The following is a 17360-nucleotide window of genomic DNA, read 5'->3' as shown; positions in this document are numbered from 1 at the left end:
TGCGCGTGTCTTCCTATCTGCTGCGGGTCCGGCTGGCCGATCGACCGGGCAGCCTCGGCTCGCTGGCGGTCGCGCTGGGTTCGGCGGGCGCCGACATTCTGTCGCTGGACGTGGTCGAGCGTGGCTCCGGCTATGCGATCGACGACTTGGTGGTCGATCTGCCGGCCTGGTCGATGCCGGACAGATTGATCACGGCCGCCGAAGCGCTCAACGGAGTGTGGGTCGACAGCGTTCGCCCGCACACCGGGCTGCTGGAGGCACACCGCGAGCTGGAACTCATCGACCACATCGCTGCTGCCGGCGACACGGCAGCCAAGCTGCAAGTGCTGGCCGACGAGGCGCCGCGTGTGCTGCGGGTGGGCTGGTGTGCGGTGCTGCGCCATTCGGCCGAACAGCTTCAGTTCGTCGTCGGCAGTCGCGGCGCGCCGGAAACTCAGCCCGACGAAGCGCCATGGCTACCGCTCGAACGTGCCACCGCCCTGGACGGCACGGCGGGCTGGGTGCCGCAGCTGTGGCGCGACATGGACACCACTTTGGTCGCGGCGCCGCTGGGCGAACCGCACACCGCGGTGATGCTCGGTCGTCCCGGCGGCCCGGCGTTCCGGCCGTCCGAGGTGGCGCGGCTGGGCTATCTGGCCGGCATCGTGGCGACGCTGCTGCGCTGACTGCGGCCTTTAGCCTTTCGCCCGTTCGCGGGCAGCTTGTGCTGCGGGCGAATGCTGCAGATAATCCATCGCCATCTGGGTGGAGGCCTCGGTGCTGGGATGATGACTGGGCCGTAGATAGCGGAACTGCGCGCTCACGATCAGCTGCCACGGTCCCGGCAGTCGGTACTGCCGGGCGGCGCGCAGCCAGTCCCGCCACCGCGGTTTGGCATCGACGGTTGGGTCACGCGCCATCAAGAACCGCGCGCCCGCGAGCCAGCGGATCAGGAAAATCGGCGCGGTGGACAGCATCGTCGACGCCCGCAGCAGATAGTTGCCGCACAGGTTCTGGTAGACGTCGAAAACCAGCGACCGGTGCTCGATCTCCTCGGCACCGTGCCAGCGCAGCAAGTCGAGCATGACCGGGTTGGCTCCGGCGTAGTCGAGGCCACGGTTCTGGATCACCCACTGCCCCAACACGGCGGTGAAGTGCTCGAGCGCCGCGACGACCGCAAGGCGCCGGTAAAGCCACCACCGCTGCAGTGGCTTCGGCCAATTCGGACGCTGATCACCAAGTCTGGACAACCATTTTTGGAGGTTTGCGGTGTACGCAGTGGTGTCGATGCCCTGCTCCGCCAAGTGGTCCAGCACCAACTGGTGCGCGAAGGCATGCCACGATTCCTGTTGGATGAATGGCTTGATCGCCGCCCGCAATTCCGGATCGTCCACCATCGGTTCGGCCTCGTTGACGACTTGGATGAACCACCGCTCGCCGGCCGGCAGCAACAAATGCAGCACGTTCATCATGTGCGTGGCGAATGGGTCGTCGGGTACCCAGTGCAGCGGGGTATCCGACCAGTCGAAGCGAACTTTCCGGCGATAGGCCGGATATCCGTCGTGATGCACGTCAACGTCAGTCATCGGCAATCCCTATCCCAAACGGCCCCGACCTGTTCAGGCTAGTCCGGCCCGTCGGCCAACAACTTTCGAAATCCGTCCTCATCGAGAATCGGCACATTCAGCTCGACGGCCTTGTCGTATTTGGATCCGGGTGAATCGCCGGCAACCACGTAGGCGGTCTTTTTCGACACCGAGCCGGCGGCCTTGCCGCCGCGCGCCACGATGGCCTCCTTGGCGTCGTCGCGCGAAAAGCCGGTCAACGAGCCGGTGACCACGATGGACAGCCCCTCCAGCGTGCGCGGCACGCTGGCGTCGCGCTCGTCGGCCATTCGAACCCCGGCAGCGCGCCACTTGTCCACGATCGCGCAATGCCAGTCGACGGTGAACCACTCGGTGACGGCGGCGGCAATCGTCGGGCCAACCCCCTCCACGGCGGCCAACTGCTCGGTCGACGCGGACGTGATCGCGTCTAGGCTGCCGAACTCGGTGGCCAGCGCACGTGCGGCGGTCGGGCCGACATGCCTGATCGACAACGCGACCAGCACCCGCCACAGCGGCTGCTTTTTTGCCTTGTCCAGGTTGGCCAGCAGCCGGTTGCCGTTGGCCGACAGCGCACCGCTTTTGGTAGTGAACAATTCGGTGCGCAGCAAGTCGCCTTCGGTGAGGGTGAACAGATCGCCCTCGTCGGCGATGACGTGGGCCTTCAACAGCGCGATGGCCGCCTCGTAGCCCAGTCCCTCGATGTCGAGCGCGCCGCGGCCCGCGACGTGAAAAACCCGCTCCCGCAGCTGCGCCGGACAGGACCGCGAGTTGGGGCAGCGGATGTCGGCGTCGCCCTCTTTGGCCGGAGCCAACGTCGTCCCGCATTCGGGACATGTTGTGGGCATGACGAATTCGCGTTCTGAGCCATCTCGCAGGTCGACGACGGGACCGAGCACTTCGGGGATCACGTCACCGGCCTTGCGGATCACCACGGTGTCACCGATCAGCACGCCCTTGCGCCCGACCTCCGACGCGTTGTGCAGGGTGGCCAGCCCGACCGTCGACCCGGCCACCTTCACCGGTGTCATGTAGGCGAAGGGAGTGACCCGCCCGGTGCGGCCGACGTTGACCCGGATGTCCAGCAGCTTGGTCTGCGCCTCCTCGGGCGGGTACTTGTAGGCGATCGCCCAGCGTGGCGCGCGTGACGTCGAGCCCAGCCGACGCTGTAGCGATACCTCGTCGACTTTGACGACGACACCGTCGATTTCGTGCTCGACGTCGTGGCGGTGCTCACCCCAGTAGGTGATGCGCTCGTGTGCGCCGGCCAGCCCGTCGACACGGGCGGTGTGCTCGGAGACCGGCAACCCCCAGGCCCGCAGCGCGAGGTAGGCGTCGTGCAGCGTGGCCGGTCGAAATCCTTCGGTGCGGCCCAGGCCGTGGCAGATCATCCGCAGCTTGCGGCGGGCGGTCACCGCCGGATCCTTCTGGCGCAGTGAGCCTGCCGCGCTGTTGCGCGGGTTGGCGAACGGCGTCTTGCCGTCTTCGACCAATGCGGCGTTGAGCGCTTCGAAGTCGGCGAGCCGGAAGAACACCTCGCCGCGCACTTCGAGGACATCGGGTATCGGATAGTCGTCGCTGGCGGTCAGCAGTCCGGTGACGTCGTCGATGGTGCGGGCGTTGAGTGTGACGTCTTCGCCGGTGCGCCCGTCGCCGCGGGTCGCCGCGCGGGCCAGGCGCCCGTTTCGGTACACCAATGACAGGGCGACCCCGTCGATTTTGAGCTCGCACAGGTAATGCGCGTCGTTGCCGATCTCGGCGCGCACCCGGGCCGCCCAGGCGTCGAACTCCTCGGTGCTGAACACGTTGTCCAGCGACAGCATCCGTTCCAGATGCTCGGCTTCGGTGAAGTCGGTGGCAAAGCCGGCGCCGCCGACGAGTTGGGTGGGTGAATCCGGGGTCCGCAACTCGGGGTAGCGCTCCTCGAGCGCGGCCAGTTCCCGCAGCAGCGTGTCGAACTCGGCGTCGGTGATGATCGGCGCGTCGCGGACGTAGTAGCGGAACTGGTGTTCACGCACCTCGTCGGCCAGTTCCCGCCACTGCCGCCGAATGTCGGGCGGGACCGGGTCAGCTTCTGGTGAGCTCACCTTGGCAGGCTATCGGAGGGCGCTGACATGGCTATCACCTCAGATCGCCTCGGGGTCATCCGCGAACGCCTCGGCGGCGTTGCGGGCCAGCTCGACGGCCGCGCGGGCCCACTCGGGGGTCGCGCCGGCCAGGCCGCAGGCCGGGCTGATGCCGATCCGTTCGCGCAAGGCCGACCGGGCGAACCCCAGCCGGTCGATCACCGCGACGGCGCCGGCCGCGACCTCTTCTACCGAGGGCCGCCGCGCCGGCGGCTCCGAGGCGACCACCCCCAGCATGACCGTACGACCCGAGTCGACGAACTCGGCGACCCCGTCCAAATCGGCGGCCTGCAATGTTGCGACATCCACCGATACCGCGTGAATACTGCTACGCAGCAACACCTTCCACGGCAATTCGGCCGCGCAGCTGTGCACCATCACGTCGGCTCCGGCAGCGGTGGCGCAGCTGTCGAGCAGCGTGGTGGCCAGCGCCTCGTCGATCGGGTGCACCGGGCTCAGCGCGGTCACACCTGTCAGCCGCCCGGCCAGCGCCGCCGGCAGCGAAGGCTCGTCGAACTGCACCACGACCGGAGTGTCCAGCCGGCGCGACACCGTGGCGCGGTGTGCGGCGACACCTTCGGCCAGCGACGCGGCGAGATCGCGCACGGCGCCGGCGTCGGTGATCGCCCGGTGTCCGTTGGCCAGCTCCAATTCGGCGGCCAGCGTGACCGGCCCGGGCGCCTGCACTTTGACTGCACGCCCACTGCCCCGCAGGCCCGCGGTTTCCCAGGCCTCTTCGAGCGCGTCGATGTCCTCGTCGAGCAGGCTGGCCGCCCGGCGGGTGACCGCGCCGGGTCGCGCTGCAATGCGGTAGCCGCGCGGCACCGTGTCGATGGCCACGTCGATCAACAGCCCGCCGGCTCGCCCGATAGTGTCGGCGCCCACTCCCCTGGCGGGTAATTCGACGAGATGGGCCAGCGCGCCGGCCAACTCGCCGACCACGACCTCGGCGGCCTGCCGCGCAGAAGTCCCCGGCCATGACCCGGTTCCGCTGCCGGTTGCGAAAACGCTCACCGGCCAACCGTACTGGCACCTCGCGACTACCCTTGAGACAATGTGGCGCCCACTGCTGATGTGTGGTGCGGCGTTGCTGGCCGCAGCATGTACCCGAGTGGTGGGCGGCACGGCGCTACCGGCGTTCGGCGCGGGACCCGTTTTAGGTGTCGACGTCGACCAGGTCCTACTCGATCAGTTCCGGATGCGCGCGATCACCGGCGCCGACGAGCGCCTGACGATCATCCCGTCGATGGATGGCAAGTCGCCGATCGACATCGACTCGCTCGCCGGCACAGCACCGCCGGAGTGCCGGTTCGTCTACGCCGAGACCGTTACCTTCGGGCCCGACGTCGAGGAGTTCCACAAGACCACCTTTCAGTACCCGCCCCGGGGCGGGCTGATCTCCGAAGGCGCCGCGGCCTACCGTGATGCCGACACCGCTCAGCACGCCTTCGACGCCCTGGTCGAAACCGTCGATCACTGCGGGTCCAGTTCGGTCGGGAAGGCATTCGTCGGCCGCTGGCGCGCCGACACCCAGTCGCTGCAGACCCGTCCGGGCGACTGCGGCCGCGACTATCGGGTCAAGTCGGTGGTGTTGATGGAGGTCACCTTCTGCGGTTTCCCGGCGTCGGTGTCCGACATGGTGATGACCAACATCGCCGCCAACATTCCCTAACGCGGCCGGCACCACGCCGACGGCCACCGCGCCGAGCGTGAAATGGTTGCGAAAATCTGGTCGGAATTTCGCAGTGGCTTCACGCTCGGCGATCAGCTACAGATCGTGGCGCTGCCGATCACCTCATCGCCGTCGGGATCGGGACGGTAGAGCACCAATGTCTGACCGGGCGCCACCCCGCGCAGCGGAGCCCGCAAATCTACGTGGAGGCGCTCGCCGGCCAATGCCGCGACGGCATTCACGGTTTCGCCGTGCGCGCGTACCTGGACCGCACATTCGATGGGCCCGGACGGCGCCGTGCCGGCGGTGAACACCGGCTGGTGCCCAGTCAGCTTCCACACGTCGAGATCGGCGGCCGCACCGACCCGAACTGTGCCGCTGTCAGCGTCGATGGCGGTGACGTAGCGCGGACGCCCATCGGCGCCGGGGCCTGCGATGCCCAGGCCCTTGCGCTGCCCGATGGTGAAGCCGTGCACCCCGTCATGCTCGGCCAGCACGGTGCCCTGGCCGTCGACCACGGCGCCTCGTCGCACCCCGATGCGGGCACCCAGGAAGGCCTGGGTGTCGCCGGACGGGATGAAGCAGATGTCGTGGCTGTCCGGTTTCTCGGCCACCGCAAGGCCGCGACGGTTGGCCTCCGCGCGGATCTGCGGCTTGGCGGTATCGCCGATCGGGAATGCGGCGTGGCGCAGCTGCTCGGCGGTGAGCACCGCCAGCACGTAGGACTGGTCCTTGTCGCGGTCGACCGCGCGGCGCAGTCGCCCGTCGGCCAGCCGGGCGTAGTGCCCGGTGGCCACTGTGTCGAAGCCCAGCGCGAGCGCACGAGCGGCCAGCGCCGAGAACTTGATCCGCTCGTTGCATCGCACACACGGGTTCGGCGTTTCTCCCCGCGCGTAGGACGACACGAAGTCGTCGATCACATCTTCTTTGAACTTGTCCGCGAAATCCCAAATGTAGAACGGGATTCCCAGTACGTCGGCGACACGGCGGGCGTCGCCGGCATCCTCCTTGGAGCAGCAGCCCCGCGAGCCGGTACGCAGCGTCCCGGGCGCTTGCGACAGCGCCAGATGCACACCGACCACATCGTGGCCGGCATCGACCATGCGCGCGGCGGCCACCGAGGAGTCCACGCCGCCGCTCATCGCGGCCAGGACCTTCATCGCGGTGCCCCCGCTGCGGCCAGCGCAGCCTGCCGCGCGCGCGATACCGCACCCGGCAGCACCCGCAGTGCGGCATCGACGTCGGCGTCAGTGCTGGTGTGCCCCAACGACAGTCGCAAAGACCCGCGGGCACTGGCCGGGTCGGCGCCCATTGCCAGCAGCACATGCGACGGCTGCGGCACCCCGGCTGTGCAGGCAGAGCCGGTCGAGCACTCGATCCCGTTGGCGTCCAACAACATCAGCAACGCATCACCTTCGCAGCCATCGAAGGTGAAGTGGGCGTTGCCCGGAAGCCGCGGCTCGCGGGCGCCGTTGAGGCGGACTTCGTCGACTTCGGTCAGCACACCGTCGATCAGCCGGTCACGCAGCGTGCGCAGCCGCGCACTATTTGCCTGCAGCCCGTCGACCGCGACCTGCACGGCGGCGGCCATTGCGACGGCGCCGGCGACATCTGGTGTGCCGGAGCGGATGTCCCGCTCCTGGCCGCCGCCGTGCGACAGCGAGACACAGGAGACGTCTCGGCGTAGTAGTAATGCACCGACGCCGGGTGGACCACCGAACTTGTGCGCCCCCACACTCAGCGCGGACAACCCGCTGGCCGCGAAGTCGACCGGCAGCTGACCGACCGCCTGCACGGCGTCGCTGTGCATGGGGACATCGAATTCAGCGGCGATCGCCGCGAGCTCGGCGATCGGCATGATGGTGCCGACTTCATTGTTGGCCCACATCACCGACACCAGCGCAATGTCGTCGTGGGCTTCCAACGCGTCGCGTAGCGCTGCCGGCGACACCGACCCGTCGGCGGCGGTGGGTAACCAGGTGATCTCGGCGCCTTCATGCTCGGCCAGCCAGCCGACCGCGTCCAGCACGGCGTGGTGCTCGACGGCGGTGGTGACGATACGGCGATGGCGCGGCTGGGTGTCGCGGCGTGCCCAATAGATGCCCTTGACGGCCAAGTTGTCGCTCTCGGTGCCGCCTGCGGTGAAGATCACTTCGGACGGGCGCGCACCCAGCTTGGCCGCGATCAGCTCGCGCGACTCCTCCATCCGCCGTCGCGCCGCCCGGCCCGTGGTGTGCAACGAGGAGGCGTTGCCGACGGTACCCAGCACAGCCGTCATCGCCTCGATGGCAGCGGGATGCATCGGGGTGGTGGCGGCGTGATCCAGGTAGACCATGACCCGCCCAGAATACCGACGCTATTCGGCGGCGCTGTCTGCCAGGACGTAGCCGGCGAGGCTGCCCAGCAACCCGGCGCAGTGCTCGACGAGTTGATCCGGGGTGTAGTCGAGTTCGCCGTCGGCCCAGCGGCGCAACACTTCGAAGACCCCGCCGACACCCACGATCGCGGCCAATTCGCCGACCTTGAGCGCGGAATCGGAGATGTTCAGGTGCAGCCGGGCCTGTTGCCAGACCAAATCGGCAAAGCTGGCCATCAGCTCGCTGCGGAGTTGGCGCAGGGTGGGCTCGGTGCCGGATTCCACGAACAGAATCCGGCCCAGCCGCGGATCATTGCGCATCATGGTCAGCAGCGCGCGAATCGGGGCTTGCGCCAACGCATCGGGCGCGGCGCTGCCCTCGGGGATGGCCGCCACGATGGCCTCTTGCATGGTGGTGCGGAGTTGGTCGGCCACGGCCCGCAGCAGTGCGTCACGGTCAGCGAAGTGCTGGTAGAAGTAGCGCGAGGTGACCCCGGACGTGGCGCAAACCGCGGTCACGGTGGTGTCGGCGGCGCCTCGGGTGCCCATCAGCTCGATTGCCGCGTCGATCAGGCGCGCCCGGCGCCCGGCTTCACGCTGCTCGGCGGTCAAGCCGCCATAAATCCGCGCCGGGCTCACGGACCAAGTCTGTCATTCTTATCTGACTAGGCGTAAAGTCAGATGTGAGCTTCGTAACGACAGGAGACCGGAGATGTCCCAACCACCCGCCAAGCGCCCGGCACTGAAAGCCCGCCGGGTCCAGTTCACGCTTCCCACGGGCACCCGGAAACACTTCGCCGGCGACGACCTGGTGATGAGCCACTTCGTCGCAGTGCTGTCTGCGGTGTTTCCCGAGGGCGAGGACTTTTTCATCCGGTCGGTGCGCAACTACCGCGACCAGGTCACCGACCCGGAATTGCAACAGGCGGTCAAAGGGTTCATCGCCCAAGAGGCCACCCACCGCCACCAACACCGGATGCTCAACGAGCGACTCCAGGAAATGGGTTATCCCACCGCGCGGCTGGACCGCCACGTCACGTGGTTGCTGGCCAAGCTGGAAAAGGTGTTCTCCACAGAGATGGCCCTGGCCGGCACCGCCGCCCTGGAGCACTACACGGCGACGTTGGCGGAGCTCCTGCTCACCGACGAGCAGATGCTGGACCTGCTGGGCCGATCGGATGTGCGCCAAATACTGCTGTGGCACGCCTTCGAAGAGTGCGAGCACAAAGCGGTGGCCTTCGATGTCTTCCAGGCGGTCGGCGGAACCGAGCGGACCCGGGTGCGGGCCATGCGGATAGGCACCGCGATCTTCCTGGCCGAGATGGTCATCCAGACGGTCCGGTCGATGGCCCGCGATCGCGCGTCCTACAACCCGCGGCGGCTGCTGCGCAGCCTCAACGATTTCCGCAAATCGCCACTACTGAGCGCCGAGACCCGTCGTCGCATCGCCGCCTACACCCGCCCCGGGTTCCACCCCGATGACTGGGACAGCACTGAGCTCCTCGCCCAGTGGTCCAAGGAACTCTTCGACGCGGACGGGACCCAGCTCATTCAGGCGCAGTAGGCTTGCCGCGGCAGGCATTGCCGTGTCGTGAAAATTAGTTCACTATTCAGCCGTGGCTAACGTCGACGGCGCGGCTTTCGACCCCGCTGCGCTGCGCGTCAAGTACGCCCACGAGCGCGAACGACGGTTGCGGCCGGACGGAATCGATCAATATGTCGAAATCAGCGGTGCCTTCGCCCGCTTCGGCGACGATCCGTGGGCCGATGCCGGCTTCACCCGCGACCCGCTGGCCGACGCGGTTGACGTAGCGGTCGTCGGCGCGGGTTTTGGTGGGCTACTCATCGGAGCGCGTTTGAAACAACTCGGCGTCGACGGTGTGCGGCTGATCGACAAAGCCGCCGACGTCGGCGGTACCTGGTATTGGAATCGCTATCCCGGTATCGCCTGCGACGTCGAATCCTACGTCTACCTACCGTTACTGGAGGAGCTCGGCTACCTCCCGACCGAGAAGTATGCCAAAGGCGCGGAGATCTTCGCCCACTGCCGACGCATCGCCGAGCACTACGACCTGTACCGAAACGCGTGTCTGCACACCGAGGTACGTGAAATCCGTTGGAACCCGGTCGAATCGCGATGGATCATCAGCACCGACCGTGGTGATCGTATCCGCGCCAGGTTCGTGGCAATGGCCAACGGGTACCTGCAGAAGCCGAAACTCCCTGGTATCCCGGGCATTACGGATTTCAGCGGCCATGCTTTCCACACCAGCCGCTGGGATTACGGTTACACCGGCCCAGAGCTCACCGAGCTGTCCGACAAGCGGGTGGGCATCATCGGGACCGGCGCGACAGCCATTCAGTGTGTTCCCCGCCTCGCCGAAGCGGCCCAGCGCCTCGTCGTCTTCCAGCGGACCCCGTCAACTGTCGACGTACGGGCCAATCGGCCCACCGACCCCCAATGGGCAGCGACGTTGCCGCAGGGCTGGCAACGCCGGCGCATGGAGAACTTCCAAATCCTCACGGCGGGCGGCCAAGCCGACGAGGATCTGGTTGACGACGCCTGGACCAGCCTCACCAAGAAGATGCCGATCGTGAACGCCGATGGACCGAACGCAGCGGAGCTGGCCGATTTCGCGAAGATGGAAGAGATTCGGGCGCGGGTGGATTCGCTGGTCACTGATCCCGCCACCGCCGAGGCGCTCAAGCCGTGGTACGGGTATTACTGCAAGCGGCCATGTTTCCATGACGAGTACCTGCAGGCATTCAACCGCGCCAACGTGACCCTGGTCGATACTCGCGGCCGCGGGGTCGAGCAGATCAGCGAAAGCGGCGTCGTCGTCGACGGTGTCGAATACGGCCTGGACTGCCTGATTTTCGCCACCGGGTTCGAAGTCGGCACCGATTACCGGCAACGGACCGGCTTCGAAGTCGTCGGTCGCGACGGCCGCACCCTCACCGACAAATGGGCCGACGGGATATGCACTTTTCACGGCTTGCAGATCAACGGCTTTCCGAACTGCTTCATCGAAAGCATCGCGCAGTCCGGCTTCACGGTGAACTTCCCCTACCTCATCGACACCCAGTCCCAACACATCGCCTGGGTGATCGCCTGGGCGCTACAGCGCGGCGTGGCGGAGCTGGAAGCCACTGCCGGCGCCGAAGCAGCCTGGGTCGACGCCGTCATGCAACGCTCCAGCGTCATCGCCGGACGGCGTGAGGCGTGCACGCCGGGCTATTACAACCGCGAAGGCCAAGCGACCAAGAGACTCAACCAGGACAGCTTCTTTTTCGGCAGCCCAACCGAATACGCCGACATCCTTGCCGCATGGCGTGACGCCGGCACGCTCGAGGGACTTGACGTGCGCGCACTCGGCGACAGCCGGCTTGCCGGATCAGGCGGCGGCTCCGCCGCCGTCGGCGTGCAGTGTCGAACCGGTGATGAAGCTCGACCGGGGTGATGCCAAAAACAGCACGGCCTGGGCGATTTCGGCTGGCTTGGCGGTCCGGCCGAGTGGTAACGCCCGGCCCAACTCGTCGTTGGTGTCGCCCCACTCGGCGGCGACGCCGTCGGTGGCGGTGGGCCCGGGCGCGACGCTGTTGACCCGTACCCCGCGGGGCCCGAATTCGGCCGCCCAGGTGCGGGTTAGCGATTCCAGCGCGGCTTTGGACGCGCTGTAACTCGAGGCGCCGGGGATGCCCTTGAACGCGGCCATCGTGGTGACGTTGACAATGCTGCCGTGCCCGCGGCGCAACATGCCCGGCACCAACGCCGCAACCAGGAAGTAGGCGCCGCGCACGTTGGTGTCGAAGGTCGACTCGAATGATGCGACGTCCTGTTCCACGGTCAACGCGCCGGGGAAGCTGGCCGCGTTGTTCACCACGATGTCGACGTCACCACATTGCCGGACAAGGGCTTTCACCGACTCCAAATCCGACAGGTCGGCGGCCACGAAACGCGCCCCGCCGCCCAGCTCGGCGACGGCCGCGGCACCGCGGTCACGGGAGCGACCCGTGATGATCACCGCGGCGCCCTCGGCCGCAAGCAGCCGCGCGGACTCGAGGCCGATGCCCGCCGTGCCCCCGGTCACCAGTGCGGTCTGGTCGTGCAGTTCGCTCACTGCGCTGCCAGCCAGTCGGCCAACCGGGTGCTGGCCAACACGGCGCCCTCTCCGGTGACCAGGCCGGTGTCACCAACCTGGGTGCCGAAGTAGACCGCCGACGGGTCGACGACAATCGGCAAGTCCTCGCCGCGGTGGGCCAGCGCCAGCTTGGCCAGCTCGGCGAAGCTCATTTTCTCCGGCCCCCCGATGTTGACGATGCCGTCGACGGGCGCTGCCTGGGCGACCCGGGCCACTTCGGCGGCCACGTCGGCGCCGGCGATCGGCTGGATCTGCCCGTCCGGGGCCCGCACCTCCCCGTCGACGGTCAGCGACGCGGTGATCGCGTCGGCGAACTCGTGAAACTGGGTCGCGCGCACGATCGTGTAGGGCAGCCCCGATTCGGTGATGATGCGTTCCTGGGCCACCTTGGCGCGCATGTAGCCGCTGTCGGGCAGGCCGTCGCACCCCACGATGGACAGCACGACGTAGTGGCTGACGTCGGCGGTCTTGGCCGCGGCCACCTGGTTGGTCGCCGACTTGGTGAAGAACTCCATCACCGGGTCGTCGTCAAAGTTTGGCGAGTTGACCACGTCGACGAGCACGTCAGCGCCCGACAGCGCCTCCACCAGGCCGTTGCCGGTGAGCACGTCGGCGCCGGTATTGCGGGAAGCGGCCACGGTCTCGTGGCCGGCGGCGCCCAGCAGCGCGACGACCTTGGAGCCGATCTGCCCGCTGGCGCCCATCACGGTGATCTTCATTGGTTCCCTTCCCAGTTCGTGAATCCCGGCGGTGATGGGACAACACTGGCACCCCGGTGGCCGCGGGGGAACCCTGGAAAGTCCGTGGTCTGGCGGATGGTCTAACGCCAGGAGCCGTCGCGCAGTTCGCGGCGGGACCGGATTCCCAGCTTGGCGAACACTTTGCGCAAGTGCCATTCGACGGTGTGTGCGCTGATGAATAGCTGCGCTCCGATTTCGGGGTTGGTCAGACCCGCGCCGGCCAGTTCGGCGATCTGCTGTTCCTGGGGAGTCAACACGCCACCGGAAGCATTTGGCTGCTTGCTGGTGGTGTCCCCGGTCGCCTGTAGCTCCCGTCGGCTGCGGTCGGCGAACGCGTGGGCTCCCATCCGGCTGAACATCTCGTGGGCGGTCCGCAGTTGATCGCGCGCGTCGGTGCGGCGCTTCTCGCGACGCAACCACTCCCCGTACACCAGGTGGGCGCGGGCCAGCTGCACCACGATGCGGGTGCGGCCCAGCCGCTCGATCGCCTCCACGTAGAGGTTCTCTGCCGTGCGGCCGTCGCTGAGCAGCGCCCGAGACCGGGCCCGCGCCCCCAGTGCCAAATCGGTACCGGCGGCCAGGGTGCGTTCCTCGAGTTGGGCCAGCGCATCGAGAGCGATCGGGCGTTCGTCGGCGCGTATGGCGGCCTCCACCAGCTCGAAGAGATTCCAGCCGTACAGACCCAGATCTTCGTATTCACACGCCCGACACAACGCGGCGCAGGCGACCGGGTAGTGGCCCAGACCGATACGCAACACCGCGGTGGCATATCCGATTAAGGCGTTGACCCGGCCCTCTCCGCGGGTGCCCGCGTCCCGTGTGGCGGCCTCGATCAGCTCGGTTGCCTCCGCTTCGTCACCGACCCAGGCCGCCAACGCCAACTCGTGGTAACGCACCGGCGTATGGCCGGCAGCGGCGGACAGGGTTCGGGCGTCGGCGATAAGCGCCCGCGCTGACGCGAATTCACCGGCCTGCACGTGCACCCCGGCGCGAGTCGTCAAGGCCGCCGGCAGCATCGCCAGCGCGCCGCCGTCGGTGGCGACCCGCACCGCGTCGGTGGCGATCCGGTACCAGGACTCGTCGTCCCACAGATCGTGCACGACAGCTTCGTGGGCGATCGGAAACGCTTGCCACGACCAGGTTTCGGGGGTCATCGCCGCAACCGCCGCGCGCATCGGCGCCACGCCGGCCGCGCAGCCTTTACTGATCCGGGTGGTCAAGCCGCGCAGCAGCAGATCGGCCGGGCGGGTGGCGTCGGTGTCCGGCCGGGCGAGCAGGGCCGCCACCGTGTCCGCACGCGCCGCCGCGCCGAACTGCCGGCCGGCATACATGGCCGCGCTGACCGCTTCCAACAGGGCCTCCTGCGCCATAGCGGCGTCGAGGGACTCTAAAGTCTTTGCGGCGTCGAAGAATTGATGCACCGAACCGATCAGCGCGGGCGCATCAGCGCTGCCGCGGCTGCGGGTGAATGCCAGCTGCGCACGCATGCGCCCCAACCTGGCCCGCTGCAGCTCGTCCAACGGCGCCAGCTCCGCGATGGCCAGCAACTCACCGGCGGCGTCGAGTTCAGCCGCCGCGCGCTTGGTCTCGGCGGCGTCGAGCGCACGCGCTCCGCGCACGGTGGCGTCGGGAGTCAGTTCGGTAGCCCGGGTCAAAAACGCTGCCGCCGCGGCGGTCCCACCACGCAGCGCAGCCCTGCCCGCGGATCGTTCCAGTTCGGCAGCGACGGACTCGTCGGGAGCGGCCGCCGCGTAGGCGCGATGCCAGGCGCGACGGTCGGGGTCGTGCGCCGGGTCGGTTGCCTCGGCCAGGGCGCGGTGGGCGTCGCGGCGATCGGCGCCCGATGCCGCGCGGTAGGTCGCCGAACGCACCAGCGGGTGGCGAAACCGCACCCGCGCACCGATTTCGAGCAGTCCGGTCTCCTCGGCGGGGGCCAACGCACCGGGCGCAATCCCCAGCGACTCGGCCGCCCGCAGCAGCAGCGTCGCATCACCCACCGGCTCCGCGGCGGCCACCAGCAGCACCCGTTGGGTGTCGTCGGGCAACGACCGGATCTGGGCCAGGAAGTGCCGCTCGATCTGCCCGGCGACGGGCTGCACGTCCGGGCGGTAGTAGCCGCCGGCCAACTCGGCCGCGGACAACCCTCGGGGCAGCTCCACCAGCGCCAGCGGATTGCCGTGGGTTTCGGCGACGATCCGGTCGGCGACCTGAGGGTCGATCGGGCCGGGCAGCGCCGATTCCAGCAGCGCGTGGGCGTCCGCGTCGGCCAGGCCGCGCAGCATCAGCCTCGGCAGCCCGGTCAGCCCGTCGACGGGTTCGCGCAGCGCGCACACCAGCGCGATCGGCTCGGCCAGCAGCCGGCGCGCCACGAACCCCAGCGTCTGGGCGGAAACCCGGTCCAGCCAGTGGGCGTCGTCGACAATGCAGCACACCGGCTGCTCTCCCGCGGCCGCGGCGAGCAATCCCATCACCGCAAGCCCGACCAGAAACCGGTCCGGGGCGGGCCCGGTGTTCAACCCGAACGCGATGCACAGCGCCTCGCGCTGCGGTTCGGGCAGTATTCCGAGGCGGTCCATCAGCGGGGCGCACAGCTGCTGCAGCCCGGCGTAGGCAAGTTCCATATCGGACTCCACCCCGGCGGCGCGAATCACCTCGAAATCGGCGGCAGCGTCGCTGAGATATCCCAGCAGCGCCGTCTTGCCGATGCCGGCTTCGCCGCGCAGGACCAGTATCTGGCTGTGGCCGGCCCGGGCCGCCGTAAGGAGTTCGTCCAGTTGCGCGCACTCGGCGCCGCGGCCGGTGAGCTGGTGCCGAGCAGACGTAAAAGCCCCCGACACACCGGGTGTGCGGGGGCTTTTACGTCTGGTCACGCAGCAAAAGCTATCCCTTGCGGGCCTTGACCGCCTCGGTCAGCTGCGGGGTGACCTTGAACAGGTCGCCGATCACGCCGTAGTCGGCGATCTCGAAGATCGGCGCCTCTTCGTCCTTGTTGACCGCGATGATCGTCTTGGAGGTCTGCATGCCGGCGCGGTGCTGGATCGCGCCGGAGATGCCCAGTGCGATGTAGAGCTGCGGCGACACCGTCTTACCGGTCTGGCCCACCTGGAACTGGCCCGGGTAGTAGCCGGAGTCCACCGCGGCACGCGAGGCACCGACCGCAGCGCCCAGCGCGTCGGCCAATTCCTCGACCACGCTGAAGTTCTCGGCGCTGCCGACACCACGACCGCCGGAGACCACGATGGTGGCCTCGGTCAGCTCCGGGCGATCGCCGGCGACGGCGGGTTGACGGGAGGTGATCTTGGCGGCGTTCTCGGTCGGCTCGGGCACCTCGACGGTGACCTGCTCTCCCGCGCCGTCGGCCGGTTCGGCGTCGATTGCGCCGGCCCGCACGGTGATCACCGGGGTGTCACCGGTGGCCTGGGCCTCGACGGTGAAGGCGCCACCGAAGATGGAGTGCACCGCCTTGCCGCCGGCCTGGACGTCGACGACGTCGACCAGCAGCCCCGAGCCGATCCGCGCGGCCAGCCGGCCGGCGATTTCCTTGCCGTCGGCGCTGGCGGCCAGCAGCACGCCCGCCGGCGCCGCCGATTCGGCCAATGCGGCCAGCACGTCGACCGCCGGGGTGATCAGGTAGTTGTCGACCGTCTCCGATTCGCCGACGTAGATCTTGGCGGCGCCAGCCGACTTCAGGCCGTCGACCAGCGGCTCGGCAGTTCCGGGCGCACCGAGCACGACAGCAGCCGGCTCACCCAGCGCACGGGCGGCGGTGATCAGTTCGGAGGTGACCTTCTTCAGCGCACCTTCAGCGTGCTCGACGAGCACGAGTACTTCAGCCATGAGTTATGTCCGTATCTTTCGGGTCTAGGGGTCTTAGATGATCTTCTGGCCGACCAGGTACTCGGCGACCTTGGTGCCGCCATCGCCCTCGTCGGTGACCTTCTCACCGGCCGTCTTGGGTGGCTTCGGGTTCGACGCCAGCACCTTCGACCCGGCGTTGGCCAGCCCGACCTCGTCACCCTCGACACCGATCTCGGCCAACGTCAAGTTGGTGACTTCCTTCTTCTTGGCGGCCATGATGCCCTTGAACGACGGGAAGCGTGGCTCGTTGATCTTCTCGTTGACGCTGACCACTGCCGGCAGCGAGGCCTCCACGGTGAACACGCCGTCGTCGGTCTCCCGCTCGCCGGTGATCTTGCCGCCCTCGACCGACAACTTGCGCAGGTGGGTGAGCTGCGGCAGACCCAGGTACTCGGCGATGATGGCCGGCACAGCTCCGCCGACACCGTCGGTGGATTCGTTGCCGGCGATCACCAGCTCGGTGCCTTCGATGGTCCCCAGCGCACGGGCCAGCGCCCAGCCAGTCTGGACGACGTCGGAGCCGTGCATCCCGTCGTCGAGCAGGTGGACGGCCTTGTCGGCGCCCATCGACAGCGCCTTGCGGATTGCCTCGGTGGCCCGCTCCGGGCCCGCGGTCAGCACGGTCACCGACCCCTCAGTGCCGTCGGCGGCCTCTTTCTCCCGGATGAGCAGCGCCTCTTCGACGGCGCGCTCGTTGATCTCATCCAGCACGGCGTCGGCGGCCTCGCGATCCAGCGTGTAGTCGCCGTCGGTGAGCTTGCGCTCCGACCAGGTGTCTGGGACCTGCTTGATCAGGACCACGATGTTCGTCATAAGTGTGGTTCGTCCTCCTCGAAGGAGTCCCACAGCCGTCGACTGCAGGACCTGGGTCACGTCTTACGCC

Annotated in this window: 15 protein-coding genes; 4 read left to right on the top strand and 11 right to left on the bottom strand. The window is 68.1% G+C overall.

The window, feature by feature from the left end; genetic code table 11:
* Positions 1-5: 5 nt before the first annotated feature.
* Positions 6-665 carry an ACT domain-containing protein gene (locus AC5Y49_RS06995; protein WP_499885253.1) on the top strand — a complete coding sequence of 220 codons (660 nt, stop codon included), beginning with the start codon at positions 6-8 and terminating at the stop codon, positions 663-665.
* Between the two features lie 9 nt (positions 666-674).
* On the opposite strand, the gene AC5Y49_RS06990 is transcribed toward AC5Y49_RS06995, so the two are convergent.
* From AC5Y49_RS06990 to AC5Y49_RS06980, 3 genes are read right to left on the bottom strand one after another with little or no spacing between them, the layout of a single operon-like run.
* Positions 675-1565 (bottom strand): metal-dependent hydrolase, encoded by an 891-nt coding sequence (locus tag AC5Y49_RS06990; RefSeq protein WP_499885252.1) that lies wholly within the window; start codon positions 1563-1565, stop codon positions 675-677.
* Positions 1566-1603: 38 nt separating this feature from the next.
* On the bottom strand, positions 1604-3670 hold the full coding sequence (ligA, locus tag AC5Y49_RS06985) for an NAD-dependent DNA ligase LigA (RefSeq protein ID WP_499885250.1): 2067 nt from the start codon (positions 3668-3670) through the stop codon (positions 1604-1606).
* A 39-nt stretch (positions 3671-3709) separates the two neighbouring features.
* Positions 3710-4723: a uroporphyrinogen decarboxylase/cobalamine-independent methonine synthase family protein gene (locus AC5Y49_RS06980; RefSeq protein ID WP_499885247.1), complete on the bottom strand. Its 1014-nt coding sequence runs from the start codon at positions 4721-4723 to the stop codon at positions 3710-3712.
* Between the two features lie 40 nt (positions 4724-4763).
* Between AC5Y49_RS06980 and AC5Y49_RS06975 the strand changes: the two genes are divergently transcribed.
* Positions 4764-5381 carry a sensor domain-containing protein gene (locus AC5Y49_RS06975; RefSeq protein WP_499885243.1) on the top strand — a complete coding sequence of 206 codons (618 nt, stop codon included), beginning with the start codon at positions 4764-4766 and terminating at the stop codon, positions 5379-5381.
* Between the two features lie 92 nt (positions 5382-5473).
* Here AC5Y49_RS06975 and mnmA read toward each other — a convergent pair whose 3' ends face one another.
* Genes mnmA through AC5Y49_RS06960 form a run of 3 tightly spaced genes read right to left on the bottom strand, consistent with a single transcriptional unit; the run spans position 5474 to position 8376 of the window.
* Positions 5474-6541 carry a tRNA 2-thiouridine(34) synthase MnmA gene (gene mnmA, locus AC5Y49_RS06970; protein ID WP_499885240.1) on the bottom strand — a complete coding sequence of 356 codons (1068 nt, stop codon included), beginning with the start codon at positions 6539-6541 and terminating at the stop codon, positions 5474-5476.
* Positions 6538-7716 (bottom strand): cysteine desulfurase family protein, encoded by a 1179-nt coding sequence (locus AC5Y49_RS06965; RefSeq protein WP_499885236.1) that lies wholly within the window; start codon positions 7714-7716, stop codon positions 6538-6540. Before AC5Y49_RS06965 ends, mnmA begins: the two co-directional genes overlap by 4 nt.
* A 21-nt stretch (positions 7717-7737) precedes the next feature.
* Positions 7738-8376: a TetR/AcrR family transcriptional regulator gene (locus AC5Y49_RS06960; protein WP_499885233.1), complete on the bottom strand. Its 639-nt coding sequence runs from the start codon at positions 8374-8376 to the stop codon at positions 7738-7740.
* 73 nt (positions 8377-8449) lie between these two features.
* Here AC5Y49_RS06960 and AC5Y49_RS06955 point away from each other — a divergent pair, with 73 nt between their 5' ends.
* Together AC5Y49_RS06955 and AC5Y49_RS06950 are read left to right on the top strand one after the other, a co-directional pair.
* Positions 8450-9301 carry a metal-dependent hydrolase gene (locus AC5Y49_RS06955; protein ID WP_499885230.1) on the top strand — a complete coding sequence of 284 codons (852 nt, stop codon included), beginning with the start codon at positions 8450-8452 and terminating at the stop codon, positions 9299-9301.
* Positions 9302-9353: 52 nt separating this feature from the next.
* A complete protein-coding gene (locus AC5Y49_RS06950; RefSeq protein ID WP_499885228.1) occupies positions 9354-11198 on the top strand; it encodes a flavin-containing monooxygenase in 1845 nt (614 codons plus the stop codon).
* Here the strand turns inward: AC5Y49_RS06950 and AC5Y49_RS06945 are convergent.
* The 5 genes from AC5Y49_RS06945 to AC5Y49_RS06925 form a co-directional block, all read right to left on the bottom strand.
* Positions 11133-11858, bottom strand: coding sequence for an SDR family NAD(P)-dependent oxidoreductase (locus AC5Y49_RS06945; protein ID WP_499885226.1), 726 nt, complete (start codon positions 11856-11858; stop codon positions 11133-11135). The two genes, AC5Y49_RS06950 and AC5Y49_RS06945, sit on opposite strands and share 66 nt — an antisense overlap.
* Positions 11855-12598 (bottom strand): SDR family oxidoreductase, encoded by a 744-nt coding sequence (locus AC5Y49_RS06940; protein ID WP_499885223.1) that lies wholly within the window; start codon positions 12596-12598, stop codon positions 11855-11857. The genes AC5Y49_RS06945 and AC5Y49_RS06940 overlap by 4 nt, the downstream gene beginning before the upstream one ends.
* Positions 12599-12699: 101 nt before the next feature.
* Positions 12700-15456, bottom strand: a complete 2757-nt coding sequence (locus AC5Y49_RS06935; protein WP_499886296.1) for a helix-turn-helix transcriptional regulator — start codon at positions 15454-15456, stop codon at positions 12700-12702.
* A gap of 43 nt (positions 15457-15499) precedes the next feature.
* On the bottom strand, positions 15500-16456 hold the full coding sequence (locus AC5Y49_RS06930) for an electron transfer flavoprotein subunit alpha/FixB family protein (protein ID WP_499885221.1): 957 nt from the start codon (positions 16454-16456) through the stop codon (positions 15500-15502).
* Positions 16457-16489: 33 nt separating this feature from the next.
* Positions 16490-17290, bottom strand: coding sequence for an electron transfer flavoprotein subunit beta/FixA family protein (locus AC5Y49_RS06925; RefSeq protein WP_499885218.1), 801 nt, complete (start codon positions 17288-17290; stop codon positions 16490-16492).
* Positions 17291-17360: the final 70 nt, after the last annotated feature.

This window comes from Mycobacterium sp. NGS62 (assembly GCF_059812285.1).
Note: the sequence above shows the minus strand (reverse complement) of the source record. Positions and strands in the feature narration are given on the sequence as shown.

What these genes read in the sequence shown, in the direction of transcription:
- AC5Y49_RS06990 (WP_499885252.1), bottom strand. Translation starts at nt 1,565, where the DNA reads ATGACTGACGTTGACGTGCATCACGACGGATATCCGGCCTATCGCCGG.
- AC5Y49_RS06975 (WP_499885243.1), top strand. Translation starts at nt 4,764, where the DNA reads ATGTGGCGCCCACTGCTGATGTGTGGTGCGGCGTTGCTGGCCGCAGCA.
- mnmA (WP_499885240.1), bottom strand. Translation starts at nt 6,541, where the DNA reads ATGAAGGTCCTGGCCGCGATGAGCGGCGGCGTGGACTCCTCGGTGGCC.
- AC5Y49_RS06965 (WP_499885236.1), bottom strand. Translation starts at nt 7,716, where the DNA reads ATGGTCTACCTGGATCACGCCGCCACCACCCCGATGCATCCCGCTGCC.
- AC5Y49_RS06955 (WP_499885230.1), top strand. Translation starts at nt 8,450, where the DNA reads ATGTCCCAACCACCCGCCAAGCGCCCGGCACTGAAAGCCCGCCGGGTC.
- AC5Y49_RS06940 (WP_499885223.1), bottom strand. Translation starts at nt 12,598, where the DNA reads ATGAAGATCACCGTGATGGGCGCCAGCGGGCAGATCGGCTCCAAGGTC.
- AC5Y49_RS06930 (WP_499885221.1), bottom strand. Translation starts at nt 16,456, where the DNA reads ATGGCTGAAGTACTCGTGCTCGTCGAGCACGCTGAAGGTGCGCTGAAG.
- AC5Y49_RS06925 (WP_499885218.1), bottom strand. Translation starts at nt 17,290, where the DNA reads ATGACGAACATCGTGGTCCTGATCAAGCAGGTCCCAGACACCTGGTCG.